The 12,167-nt window shown below is 59.3% G+C and carries 12 protein-coding genes; 5 read left to right on the forward strand and 7 right to left on the reverse strand.

Annotation, left to right across the window (positions count from 1 at the left end):
- Positions 1-65: 65 nt before the first annotated feature.
- From BXY39_RS13505 to BXY39_RS13515, 3 genes are read left to right on the forward strand one after another with little or no spacing between them, the layout of a single operon-like run.
- A complete protein-coding gene (locus BXY39_RS13505; protein ID WP_121939418.1) occupies positions 66-527 on the forward strand; it encodes a RidA family protein in 462 nt (153 codons plus the stop codon).
- A gap of 22 nt (positions 528-549) precedes the next feature.
- Entirely contained in the window at positions 550-1,308 is a 759-nt protein-coding gene (locus BXY39_RS13510) for a glycerophosphodiester phosphodiesterase family protein (protein ID WP_121939419.1), read from the forward strand.
- Positions 1,309-1,350: 42 nt separating this feature from the next.
- Positions 1,351-2,511, forward strand: coding sequence for a GNAT family N-acetyltransferase (locus tag BXY39_RS13515; protein WP_121939420.1), 1,161 nt, complete (start codon positions 1,351-1,353; stop codon positions 2,509-2,511).
- Between the two features lie 44 nt (positions 2,512-2,555).
- Here BXY39_RS13515 and BXY39_RS13520 read toward each other — a convergent pair whose 3' ends face one another.
- The 7 genes from BXY39_RS13520 to BXY39_RS13550 form a co-directional block, all read right to left on the reverse strand.
- Positions 2,556-2,963 carry a VOC family protein gene (locus BXY39_RS13520; protein WP_121939421.1) on the reverse strand — a complete coding sequence of 136 codons (408 nt, stop codon included), beginning with the start codon at positions 2,961-2,963 and terminating at the stop codon, positions 2,556-2,558.
- A gap of 91 nt (positions 2,964-3,054) precedes the next feature.
- Positions 3,055-5,463: an ATP-dependent Clp protease ATP-binding subunit ClpA gene (gene clpA, locus BXY39_RS13525; protein ID WP_121939422.1), complete on the reverse strand. Its 2,409-nt coding sequence runs from the start codon at positions 5,461-5,463 to the stop codon at positions 3,055-3,057.
- Between the two features lie 115 nt (positions 5,464-5,578).
- Complete coding sequence (gene clpS / locus BXY39_RS13530) at positions 5,579-5,911, reverse strand: ATP-dependent Clp protease adapter ClpS (RefSeq protein WP_121939423.1); 333 nt, start codon at positions 5,909-5,911, stop codon at positions 5,579-5,581.
- 166 nt (positions 5,912-6,077) lie between these two features.
- Positions 6,078-7,457: a phosphoglucomutase/phosphomannomutase PgmG gene (gene pgmG / locus BXY39_RS13535; protein ID WP_121939424.1), complete on the reverse strand. Its 1,380-nt coding sequence runs from the start codon at positions 7,455-7,457 to the stop codon at positions 6,078-6,080.
- A 140-nt stretch (positions 7,458-7,597) separates the two neighbouring features.
- Positions 7,598-8,428 (reverse strand): substrate-binding periplasmic protein, encoded by an 831-nt coding sequence (locus BXY39_RS13540; protein WP_147453585.1) that lies wholly within the window; start codon positions 8,426-8,428, stop codon positions 7,598-7,600.
- Between the two features lie 47 nt (positions 8,429-8,475).
- On the reverse strand, positions 8,476-8,952 hold the full coding sequence (locus tag BXY39_RS13545) for a DnaJ domain-containing protein (RefSeq protein ID WP_211332251.1): 477 nt from the start codon (positions 8,950-8,952) through the stop codon (positions 8,476-8,478).
- Positions 8,953-8,956: 4 nt separating this feature from the next.
- Complete coding sequence (locus BXY39_RS13550) at positions 8,957-9,916, reverse strand: division plane positioning ATPase MipZ (protein ID WP_245999207.1); 960 nt, start codon at positions 9,914-9,916, stop codon at positions 8,957-8,959.
- 435 nt (positions 9,917-10,351) lie between these two features.
- Between BXY39_RS13550 and BXY39_RS13555 the strand changes: the two genes are divergently transcribed.
- Positions 10,352-11,281, forward strand: coding sequence for a glucosaminidase domain-containing protein (locus tag BXY39_RS13555; protein ID WP_121939427.1), 930 nt, complete (start codon positions 10,352-10,354; stop codon positions 11,279-11,281).
- 6 nt (positions 11,282-11,287) lie between these two features.
- Positions 11,288-12,139 (forward strand): pantoate--beta-alanine ligase, encoded by an 852-nt coding sequence (panC, locus tag BXY39_RS13560; protein WP_121939428.1) that lies wholly within the window; start codon positions 11,288-11,290, stop codon positions 12,137-12,139.
- Positions 12,140-12,167: the final 28 nt, after the last annotated feature.

The raw sequence follows: 12,167 nt of genomic DNA on the forward strand, positions 1-12,167 counted from the left end.
ACTCTGCAAAATGCTTGAGTGGCCTACCCGCTCAGGGCCATCGCTGGTGAGCCAAGGAGACGACGATGTCCGTTGCAACGCGCCTGACCCAGATGGGGCTGGAAATCCCCATGCCGGTTGCCCCTGTCGCAAATTATGTTCCCTTCGTCCAAAGCGGGAATCTGATCAGTATTTCCGGCCAGATTCCCATGGGCGCGGACGGGCTGGATTATCAGGGCAAGGTCGGCGACGATGTCAGTGTGGAAGAGGCAAGAGCGGCCGCCCGTCTTTGCGCGCTGAATATCATCGCGCAACTGAATGCCGCAACCGGCGGCAATCTGGAACGCGTAAACCGCATCGTCAAACTCGGCGGTTTCGTCAACTGTGTGGACGGCTTCACCGAGCAGCCGCAAGTCATCAATGCCGCCAGCGATCTTATGGTGGATATTTTCGGGGAAAACGGCAGGCACAGCCGCTCGGCGGTGGGTGTCAATGCCCTGCCCCTCGGTGTACCCGTCGAAATCGACGCTCTGGTGGAAATCGACTGACGGTCGGTAATATGAGGGCTCCATGACGGCAAGGACCTCACACGACACGGACTGGATCGGCGCACGCGACATTGCACACCGTGGTCTGCACGGAACCGCACCCGGCAGGATTGAAAACACCCTTTCCGCGATTGATGCGGCGGCCTCAAAAGGCTATGCGGTTGAAATCGACGTTCAGGTCACGGTGGACAATCTCATCGCTGTTTTCCACGACAGGACAGCCGAGCGCCTTGCCGGGCAAAAACACCGTATCGGTGCCCTGACCCTGTCCGAATGTCAGCAGATGCCTTTGGCTGACAGTGATCAACGGATTCCAAGCCTGCCCGATACCCTGGACTGCGTGGCCGGCCGCGTGCCGATTTACATCGAACTGAAGTCCTGGTCCGACACCCCCCTGCCGCTGTTATGTGCCGGTGTGCGCAGGGCGCTGGAAGGGTATCGCGGCGATGTCGCCATCATGTCCTTTGACCGGAACATCGTGGAATGGTTCGCCCGCGTCGTGCCTGCCCTGCCGCGCGGGCTTGTAATCGGCCGGGGTGCTCTTCTCAATCTGCGGCACCGCCTGCGTCTGCCCCTCTGGCTGTGGCGGCAAAATCCGGCTTTTCTGGCATGTGACATCAATTTGCTTCCCAACGGCTTGTGCAGACGCTGGCGCGCCAGCGATAAACCGCTCCTCACCTGGACGGTCCGCGATAAAAAACAGGAAAATATTGGCCGTCAGCATGCCGACGCCCTAATTTTCGAAGCGCCGGCCATTGTCGGGAACGGTACGCAAGGTTAACGCGGCCGGCCGATCTTTGTATCAGGGTGCCAGGGAAAGACCATGCCAGACGACACCGGCAGTCTCATTGCCGAATTTCACAGCCGCATCGCCGATATTCCCGCAACGGACTGGGACGCCTGTGCGGGCCCGTCACATCCCTTTGTGTGCCACGCCTTCCTGAAATCCCTGGAAGATTCCGGGTGCGCAGATGGCGACAGCGGCTGGCAGCCCCAGCATGTGACGCTCAAAACCCCCGAGGATCACGCCGTTCTGGCAGCCATGCCGCTTTACATCAAAACCCATTCCTACGGCGAATATGTCTTCGACCATGCCTGGGCGGCCGCTTTTGAACGCGCGGGCGGCCGGTATTATCCCAAACTTCAGGCCAGTATCCCTTTCACGCCGGTCACGGGCCCGCGCCTTCTGGTCCGCAACCCTCTGGACCGACCACGGCTGGAACCGGCCCTGCTCAGCGCCGCCATGCAGTTATCGGAAAAAGTGGACCTTTCCTCCCTGCATATCACCTTCACCGAAACGGAGCAGGCCGACCGGCTCGCCGGTCTTGGACTTTTGCGGCGCACGGATCAACAGTTTCACTGGCGCAATCAGGGTTATGACGATTTTGACGACTTTCTGAACGCCCTGTCTTCCCGCAAGCGCAAACAGATCCGCAAGGAACGGCGCACGGCACTCGGCAACGGCATCACCATCCGCCACCTGCGCGGCGCCGAAATCACGGAACGGCACTGGGACGCCTTTTTCCGGTTTTACCTCGATACCGGGGCCCGCAAATGGGGCACCCCTTATCTGAACAGAACCTTCTTCTCGCTGATCGGCGACCGGATGGGGGACGATATCCTTCTGTTCCTGTGCGAGCGGGACGGCCAGCCCGTGGCCGGGGCACTGAATTTTATCGGCGCCGACACACTTTACGGTCGCTACTGGGGCTGTGTGGAGGATCATCCATGCCTGCATTTCGAAGCCTGTTACTATCAGGCCATAGACTATGCCATCGCACATGGCCTGAACTGCGTCGAGGCGGGCGCACAGGGGCCGCATAAACTGGCGCGGGGCTATGAACCGGTCATGACCCACAGCCTGCACTGGATCGCCGATCCACGCTTCCGGGCCGCCGTTGCACAATATCTGGACCATGAACGCCGCGAAGTGGAAACAGAAGTCGCCTGGCTGGCGGAACAGACGCCCTTCAAAAAAAGCTGATGCCGTATCCGGCACTGTAGGATCGGTGTCACACCTTTGCCTGACTAGCCGGATATGCCCTGAAAAGCCGTGTCCTGATCCACAAAACACAGGCTGTTGCCGAACGGGTCCTGGACATAGAAAGACCGCTCTCCCCACGGACGCATCCAGATATGACCCAGCGGCCCGGTATCGGGCGGCGAATCCGTTGGGAAACGGCCCCCTGCCTCAAGACAGCGTCTGTAGGCGCCTTCCAGGTCATCGGTAGCGAAATAAAGCGGCTCGCTTATGGGAACCGGCCGTTCCGGATCACCATCGGCAGCCGCGTCATAAAGCGCCAACGTCACGCCGTCACAGTTCAGATAATGCCGCCCCGGCGACACACGCTCACCCTGCTGCTGAAAGACCTGCGTGTAAAAAAACAGGGCGCGGCCAATATCCTCGACGGGAATAATAATACGAAAAAGGCGCATGTTCCTTCCCCGTTGTGCCCTGAAAGCCCGTTTATGCTGAAAGACAATGCCGGCCCCAACAGGGCCGGCATGCGTGACTGTTGCCCGGGGTTTAGTCCAGCGGAACCGGTGGTTTTCCGGGTTTCCGCTTGGCCGGCGGGTTTTTCAGCGGTTTGATGGCTGCTTTTTTCGTCTTGGCCGCTTTTGCCTTTTTGGGGGCCGGTGCATGGGGCGTCACCTCAAACGTCAGGGCATCGCCCTTCAGCTTGACCACAACTTCGCCGCCTTTGGCAATAGGGCCGAACAGCAGCTCGTCAGCCAGCGGTTTCTTAATGTTGTCCTGAATGACACGCGACAAAGGCCGGGCACCATACAGACGGTCATACCCTTTTCTGGCCAGCCAGGCTTTCGCCTCATCCGTGAGGGAAATCTCCACATTGCGGTCGGCCAACTGCATTTCAAGCTGCAGAATGAACTTCTCAACCACACGGGCAACCACCTCCGGCGACAGGAAGTCGAAGGGAATGGTCGCGTCCAGACGGTTGCGGAATTCAGGGCTGAAGGTCTGCTTGATCGCCTCTTCTGACGCGCCGGTATTGGTTTCCTGGCCAAAGCCGATCGCCGTCTTTGACAGATCCTGCGCGCCGGCATTGGTGGTCATGATCAGCACCACATTGCGAAAATCGATCTTCTTGCCATTGTGATCGGTGAGGGTTCCGTTATCCATGACCTGAAGAAGAACGTTGAACAGATCCGGATGCGCCTTTTCGATCTCGTCCAGCAGCAGGACACTGTGCGGATGCTGGTCGACCGCATCGGTCAACAACCCACCCTGATCGAATCCGACATATCCCGGCGGCGCCCCGATCAGGCGGGAAATGGAGTGCCGCTCCATATATTCGGACATGTCAAAACGGTGCAGTTCCACGCCCAGAAGGTCGGCGAGCTGACGGGCCACTTCGGTCTTGCCGACACCCGTGGGACCGCTGAACAGGTAGGACCCGATCGGCTTGTTCGCTTCACGCAGGCCGGCACGACTCAGTTTAATGGCGGCCGTCAGGGCTTCGATCGCCTTGTTCTGGCCAAACACAACCCGCTTCAGGTCCTTCTCGAGCGTCTTCATGACGCGGCTTTCATCACGGGTGACGGTTTTGGCGGGAATGCGGGCAATCTTCGCCACGACCGCCTCCACATCCTTGACCCCGATGGTTTTTTTGCGTCTGGACACCGGCAACAGCATCTGCGCCGCACCGGTTTCATCAATCACATCGATGGCTTTGTCGGGCAACTTGCGGTCACCGATGTAGCGGTCCGCCAGTTCCACGGATGATTTGATCGCATCCGCCGTGTAACGCACGCCATGATGCTTCTCGAAATAGGGTTTCAGGCCCTGCAAAATCTTGACCGCATCCTCAAGCGAGGGCTCATTCACGTCGATTTTCTGGAACCGCCGCAAAAGCGCACGATCTTTTTCAAAATGGCCGCGGAACTCCTTATAGGTCGTGGACCCCATACAGCGCAGACTGCCCGAGGCCAGCGCAGGTTTCAACAGGTTGGAGGCATCCATCGCACCGCCGGATGTCGCCCCTGCCCCGATCACGGTATGGATTTCATCGATAAAGAGGATGGCGTCGTCCTTGGCTTCCAGTTCCTTGACGACCGCTTTCAGGCGCTCTTCAAAGTCACCGCGATAGCGGGTACCGGCCAGCAGCGTCCCCATATCCAGTGCGTAAATGATGGCCCCCTTCAATACGTCGGGAACACTGTCCTCGGTGATACGGCGGGCCAGGCCTTCGGCGATGGCCGTCTTGCCGACCCCCGGATCGCCGACAAAAAGCGGATTGTTTTTCGAACGCCGGCACAGAACCTGGATTGTACGTTCCAGTTCTTTCTCGCGTCCGATCAGCGGATCGATTTTGCCGGCCCGTGCCTTGGCATTGAGATCGACACAGAATTGCGCCAACGCGGAATTCTTGGCCTTGGCATCCTCTTCCTCGCCCGGTTCGGACGGAGACGGGCCCCGGGCCTCCTCCTCTTCCTCGGAGACACCCCGGACACGGCGGTCCTCCTTCAATTCCGGCACTTTGGCAATCCCGTGCGAGATATAACTGACCGCGTCCAGGCGCGTCATATCCTGACTTTGCAGGAAAAAGACCGCGTGGCTTTCCCGTTCGGAAAACAGCGCCACCAGAAGGTTGGCACCGGTCATCTCCTCACGGCCCGAAGACTGCACATGCAGCAGGGCACGCTGGACCACGCGCTGAAACCCGGCCGTCGGCGTCGCTTCGACACCGCTGTCGTCCACTTTCAGGGAATCAAGCTCACCATCAAGATAAGCGGCGATCTCTTCGCGCAACTGGTCCATGTCGACGGCACAGGCCTTCAGAACCGCGCGGGCATCCGGATCGTCGATCAGGGCCAGAAGCAAATGTTCCAGCGTGGCATATTCATGGGCGCGCTCGTTCGCTTCATGCAGAGCGCGGTGCAATGTGGCTTCCAAATGAGGGGAAAAACTGGGCATGTGTATGTGCCTTCTCTGCTATCGTTGGTTGTGGCCCGCTTTCGGCGGGGCCTGCCTTGAACCGACCCGTCCTGTGCCGGACGGAGTCCGAGCCGATGCGTTCAGGCAGACGGCCTTATTCTTTTTCCAGCGTGCATTGCAGCGGCTGTTCATGGCTGCGGGCAAAGGACATCACCTGATTGACCTTTGTTTCCGCGACATCCAGAGGAAACACACCGCAAACACCGACACCCTTTTGGTGGACATGCAGCATCACTTCGGTGGCCTGTTCCAGATTCATGCGGAAAAAACGCTGCAACACATGCACGACGAACTCCATCGGCGTGAAGTCGTCATTGAGCATCAGGACCTTGTACATGGAGGGCTTTTTGGTCCTGGTTTCGGGTTTGTTCAGGATCGCTGTCCCGGTGCCCGTTCCACCCTGATCATCTTTGCGTTTATCTGACATTTCATCTCCGAACTTTCGTCCGAATTAATGTAACGCAATTTCGGCCTTCTAAAAGTGAACAAGTGACAATTTTTTGTGTGGCCGTCCCGAAATGCTCATGGCTGTCATTATAACAGCCATGATCATGGACCGGAACCCGAGGAGGCCGGCGCCCGGCTATCTTTCCTTAAAGATCGCCGGGCGCTTCAACTCCGGCAGCCTCCAGCGCCTGCGCGAGGGCCGCTTTCAAACGGGCAAGCCCGGCATCGTCACGGGCTTCGCAACGGGCCACAAGAACGGCCTGTGTGTTCGAGGCGCGCAGCAGCCACCAGCCGTCGTCCGTATTCACCCGGACACCGTCACCGGTAAACATGTCGGACCCCTCGGCCTCAAGGCGGGCACGAACCTCGTCGATCATGGCGAATTTGCGTTCTTCATCACAGGGGAAGCGCAGTTCGGGCGTGTTAACGGCCGGGGGCAGTCCATCTTTCAGTGCCGCCAGGTCACCGCCCTGTGCGGCAATGGCATTCATCAACCGCAGTGCCGCATACAGCGCGTCATCATGACCGTAAAACTTATGGCGGAAAAAGATGTGCCCTGACATTTCCCCGGCAAGCGGTGCCTGCATCTCGGTCATTTTCGCCTTGATAAGCGAATGGCCTGTCTTCCACATCACCGGTTCACCGCCAAGATCGGAAATGCGGTCGAACAATGACTGGCTGGCTTTCACATCGGCGATAATCGGTGCGCCGGGCAACTCCTTCAGCAGGTCGCCGGCCAGGATAGCCAGAATCTGGTCACCCCAGACGACGCGCCCATGGCGGTCAACCGCACCGATTCTGTCTCCGTCACCATCGAAGCCGAACCCGAAATCACACCCATGATCACGCACCACCTGTTTCAGCTGCTCAAGATTCTTCTCGACCGTCGGGTCCGCCTCATGATTGGGGAAAGTGCCGTCCACCTCGGTATTGATCGCGATGTGTTCACCCGGCAATGCACCGATCAGGGCTTCAACCGCAGTGCCGGCCGCACCGTTGGCCGGATCCCAGGCGACCTTGAACGCATGCCCGTCGAAATCGCCTAGAAGACGCTGGATATAGCGATCGAAAAGATCCACACGCCCATATGCACCGTCACCGGACACGAAATCACCGGACGCAGCGGTTTGGCCCAGGGCCTGAATGGCGGCCCCAAAGCAGGGCTTCTTTCCGAGCATCATCTTGAAACCGTTATAATCGGGCGGATTGTGCGACCCCGTCACCATGATACCGCCGTCGGCATCTTCTTCGAACACTGCGTAATACAGCATGGGTGTCGGCCCGAGACCGATTTCCTGTACCTCGATACCGGTGTCCATCAGACCCTCGATAAGGGCTTTTTTCAGTTCCGGGGACGAGACGCGCCCGTCATAGCCGACACAGACACGCCGCCCGCCATCACGCACGACATGACTGCCGAATGCGCGGCCAAGCATAAGGGCGTCCCTGGCGTTGAGCGTGTCATCAACGATTCCGCGAATATCGTATTCACGCAGGACTGTCGGATGAAAATGATGTGCAGACATGGAATCCCCTTGAAGAACGCGGCATCGCCCGGCCAGCGTCAGTATTCTTTCTATGATGGCAGGAATAAGATGCTTTACCGCATCCGCCAAGAAAGAATGCCGGAAAGGCCGGAAACAGTTGGAAAACAAACTGGGGACAGTCAGTCCTGCGCCAGACTGGTCCGGGGCCGGTACTGATCAAACAGAGCTTCTTGCGCGCCGGAACACTCAAAAGCGCTGAGCGCGGTATCGAAAGTCCGCGCCAGTTCTTCCCGGTCGAAGATCAACCAGTGCGGTGTCGGTTCATAACGGTACAAAACCCTTAGCGGATGACCGGTCGCGGCCTTCATGGACTGATAAAAATGCCCCAGAGACCAGTAATCCCCCACATAGATGTCGATTCGCCCACGCGCCAGCAGCCGTGCCGCACGCTGGGAATTATCGATCACCATCGCTTGGGAAAGCATCCGCCTGTCCACGCCGCCTTCACCGTTCAGGACCTGATCCGCGCCGGGAAACGTACCTATGCGCAGAGTGTCGATCCCGTCCGTCCAGTCGGAGACGGATATGTTCATCTCACCGGACCGGGCGATAACGGCATTGCGCCAGTAGCTGTAAGGCCGTGTCTGATGATAATGACGGCCGCCATCGGCAAGGGTGCTGACATGTGAAAACGATATGAAGCCATCCACAAGACCGTTGTCCAAAAGCAAAGGCAACCGGACCAGAGGCGCGTGGACAAAAACAACCTTGATGTAGGCCCAGTCAAAGACGCCGCGGATAACCTGCACGTCCAGGCCGTCGGAAGGGTTTTCATAGATATAGGGCGGGCTTTCCAGGGGCATGCCGATGCGCACCGGCGGATGTGCCGCATCCCCATCCGACAGGGCACCGTCCACGGGAACACTGGCGGCCACCGCAGCCTGCGCCAGCATCAGCCAGACGCAGAAACAAGCGAGCGAAAGCGGCAAAAAATGCTGAAAACTTTCCAAACGGCCAACGGGCCCACCAAACGCGGGGACAAACAAACCAGATACCTTCAAATGTCCAATAATACGCGCTTTGCCTCATTGACCTTTGCGGCCAGCCAGTCGCTCCCCCCGTGATCAGGGTGCGCTTTGGCAATCATCCGGCGATAGGCTGCGCGAATCTCATCTTCATCAGCGCCGTCCCGCAATCCTAGTATTTCAAGCGCTTCCTGTCTGGTCATTTGTGCCCCGCAAGGCGCTTTTCGGTCACTGTCATTATCATTTTGCGATGCATCGCCATGGTGTCGGCCATACCCATTGCCCAGCCCCGTCCCCTGCAGGAAACGCCACGCGGCAAAACCCATGGGCAGGACGGCGAAAAATCCCCGCCCGGCAGCGAGCAACAGCCCCCCCAGCGCCAGCGCGATGACGATAGCCGCCCAGAACAGGGTCCGCCGTGCCGCTCCCACGCTGGCGTTGGACCACCACCCCAGAACCAGGAGCAGCATGACCGCGAGCAGAAGACCGATAGCAAGCGAGGCAATCACCGCCTTATTCCTGTTCCAGATCGGAAAAAACAGCCTGCGCGGCATGGGACCCTTGCGGTGCGGACCGTTGGCGGACAGGCAGGTTCAGCGCATCCATCAGGGCCCGCAATTCCTGCCGGGCCGCCACATGGGACAGGGTCAGGCCACGGCCGTCCAGACCGCCCGTATCCTTCAGGTCCAGCAGCGTCAAACCGCGCAGGAAAAGCTCGCGGTAAATCACTCTCTCGCCCAGCCCGGATACGAAACGCATACCGATACGCCGTGACAATTCCGCCAGAACACGCTGCACGCGGCCCTTGTTCTTCGCATGCAGGGCACCGACACGGTTGCGCAGAACCACCCAGTCAATATGACCGCCATCGGCGAGCGACCGGCGCTGCCGGGCTTTCCATACCATTTCGGCATACAGGCTTGGCCCGCTGACCGTGTGGGACTTTGCATCGACCCGTGCCAGCAAATCCAGATCGACGAAGCTGTCATTGACAGGGGTCACCAGCGTATCTGCGGCCGTGTGGGCCAGTCGGGACAGAAACGTGTCGCTCCCCGGGCAGTCGACCACAATCACGGCCACATCGCCCGCCAGGCGTTCATAAGCCTCTTCAAAGCGGCGCTTTTCCTCGGCCTCGGCCTGATCGGCATTTCTCAAAGCGGATCGCTGTACGACCTCGACGCTCGGCATGGGCATGTCAAGCCCCTGCCGGGCCATGTAGGCTGTGCGGTTTTCCAGATACCGGGTCAGGCTTTTCTGGCGCGAATCAAGGTCGATCGTACCGACAGGTATCCCTTCCCTCAGCAGTGATACAACAATATGCATGGCGGTCGTGGACTTGCCGGACCCGCCTTTTTCATTGCCCAGCACGATGACATGCGGTCGTGCCCCCACGGTTCGGCCGGCGCTGCTTTTGGCAGAAGTCTGGCTTTCGGCTCCACCGGCATGCACCGGCGGATGAGGGGACGCTGTCACTGACTGTTTACTCCTTCGTCTCCGCACCTTGATAGCATCAAATCAACAGATGATGCGGATTACCGGCGTTTATTGGTGAGACCCGACCACTCCGTCAAGTCGCACCGCAGACCCCATGCGGCATTAACGGCATTCTGCAACCCATAAGACACACCTTGCATACGGGTTGAAATACCGGGCACGGCACCACGCAGCCCCGTGTCCGATTGTGGGGCTGGGCCATTTGCGCGGGAAAAATGATGCCTGAACCGCCCAAGGGATTACCCTGCCTTGTTTTTTACCGGCCTTTCGTCTTCCTTAGAAAGGACCACGGACCGCAGGCAAGGCCTGTATGTCTTTTGCGCCGCCCATTGAAACCGGTATAAATGCGGCACCAAAACCGCTGTAACGTCATCATACGGTGCGGACGGCGGTAAAACAGGGACGGGATATACCATGGCGGCAAACGCGGCACGGATCGCGCTGGTGTTGACTTTGGCCGGATCACTGATTGTGCTGCCGGTGGTACTGGCACGTCATATGCTGGCCACCGCGCGAACAGCCGTTTTGAGCAAAGAGCCCAACTATCTGTCCCATACACGGCCATCGGACGACTCAAAAGACCCGCTGCCAAGCCGGTTGAAACGCCTTCTGCGCGACGATATGCGGTCGACCCAGGCCGTACCGCGCATTTTCATGACGCGCCTTCCCGACATTCTGCCGACCGAACGTGACGTCCAGACGAAAAAACGGCTTTTCACCTCGACCCTGCTGCCGATTATCCTGCGGGCCAATGAAATGCTGCTGACGGACCGCGCACGGCTGCAAAGTTTCAAAACACGGCTTATGGACGGCGGCCGCCTGCTTGCCAGTGAACGGGACTGGCTGGATGGTCTGGCGGCGCGCTACCGGGTCCCTTTGGGCGACACCCCCCTGCCGGCTGTCATTGATCGGCTGCTTGTCCGTGTGGACATCATTCCGCCTTCGCTGGCGCTGGCCCAGGCCGCCATGGAATCAGGCTGGGGAACCAGCTATTTCAGTCAGAAGGGAAATGCGCTTTTCGGGGAATGGGTCTGGAATGACGACACCGGCCTGCTGCCACGAAACCGCGATGAAGGCAAAACCCACCGGATCAAGCGCTTTGACTATCTGCTCGACAGCGTTCTCAGCTATATGACCAACCTGAACCGCCACAGGGTATATCACGACCTGCGTCTGCGCCGGGCGGAACTGCGCACCCACAATCTGCCGGTCACCGGCCGGGCCCTCGCCCCAGCGCTCGGCAGCTATTCCGAACGGGGCAGCGACTATGTCAGCGAAGTGCTGTCCATTATCAATTACAACCAGCTGGACAGGCTGGACTATGCCCAGCTTGCCACAGGATAGGAAATCATGAGCATTCCCGCCGCCATTGTCCGCGACAGAACCGGACTGCAAACCCTTGTGGACTCATGGAAAGCAGACGGCGCCACAGTGGGAATCGTGCCGACAATGGGTGCGCTGCACAAAGGGCACCTGTCCCTCGTCGACACCATGGGCCGGCATGCGGACAAAACACTTGTATCCATTTTCGTAAATCCGACCCAGTTCGGCCCGAATGAAGATTTCGACGCCTATCCGCGCGACGAAGCCGGCGACCTCGCCGCTCTGGCGGACACCCCGGCGGATGCCGTGTATATACCGGACCGTCGGGACATGTATCCGGACGGGTTTGATACCGCCATCCGCGTCGGCGCCATTGCCGACCGACTGGAGGGGGCGTCCCGTCCCGGCCATTTTGACGGGGTGGCCACCATTGTGGCGAAACTGATCCTGACGGCACGCGCCGATTACGCCATTTTCGGCGAAAAGGACTATCAGCAATTGTGCGTCATTCGCCATATGGCGGCGGACCTGAACCTGCCCGTCACGATTCTCGGCGGTACCACAGTGCGGGAAGACGACGGTCTCGCCTCATCGTCCCGCAATCGCTATTTCGACACCGAAAGCCGCCCAAAGGCCGCCGGCCTGAACCGGGCATTGAGAGACCTGACCGTCGATATCCGGAACGGCCTTGATGTGACCGCTGCCTGCGCGAAAGCCGAACAAAGCATCCTGTCCGCAGGGTTCGCATCGGTGGATTATGTCGCTGTGGCGGACGCCGAAACGCTGGCCCCCCTGACGACACCGGGCGCACGGCCCGGCCGGGTGCTGGCGGCCGCCCGGTTGCACGGTGTGAGGCTTATTGACAATCTGCCGCTCTGATCCGGCCTGCACTGCAGGCGGCGGCCCG

It is taken from the genome of Eilatimonas milleporae, assembly GCF_003688555.1.
GTDB lineage: Bacteria > Pseudomonadota > Alphaproteobacteria > Sphingomonadales > Kordiimonadaceae > Eilatimonas > Eilatimonas milleporae.

What these genes read in the sequence shown, in the direction of transcription:
- BXY39_RS13505 (WP_121939418.1), top strand. Translation starts at nt 66, where the DNA reads ATGTCCGTTGCAACGCGCCTGACCCAGATGGGGCTGGAAATCCCCATG.
- BXY39_RS13510 (WP_121939419.1), top strand. Translation starts at nt 550, where the DNA reads ATGACGGCAAGGACCTCACACGACACGGACTGGATCGGCGCACGCGAC.
- BXY39_RS13515 (WP_121939420.1), top strand. Translation starts at nt 1,351, where the DNA reads ATGCCAGACGACACCGGCAGTCTCATTGCCGAATTTCACAGCCGCATC.
- BXY39_RS13520 (WP_121939421.1), bottom strand. Translation starts at nt 2,963, where the DNA reads ATGCGCCTTTTTCGTATTATTATTCCCGTCGAGGATATTGGCCGCGCC.
- clpA (WP_121939422.1), bottom strand. Translation starts at nt 5,463, where the DNA reads ATGCCCAGTTTTTCCCCTCATTTGGAAGCCACATTGCACCGCGCTCTG.
- clpS (WP_121939423.1), bottom strand. Translation starts at nt 5,911, where the DNA reads ATGTCAGATAAACGCAAAGATGATCAGGGTGGAACGGGCACCGGGACA.
- pgmG (WP_121939424.1), bottom strand. Translation starts at nt 7,457, where the DNA reads ATGTCTGCACATCATTTTCATCCGACAGTCCTGCGTGAATACGATATT.
- BXY39_RS13555 (WP_121939427.1), top strand. Translation starts at nt 10,352, where the DNA reads ATGGCGGCAAACGCGGCACGGATCGCGCTGGTGTTGACTTTGGCCGGA.
- panC (WP_121939428.1), top strand. Translation starts at nt 11,288, where the DNA reads ATGAGCATTCCCGCCGCCATTGTCCGCGACAGAACCGGACTGCAAACC.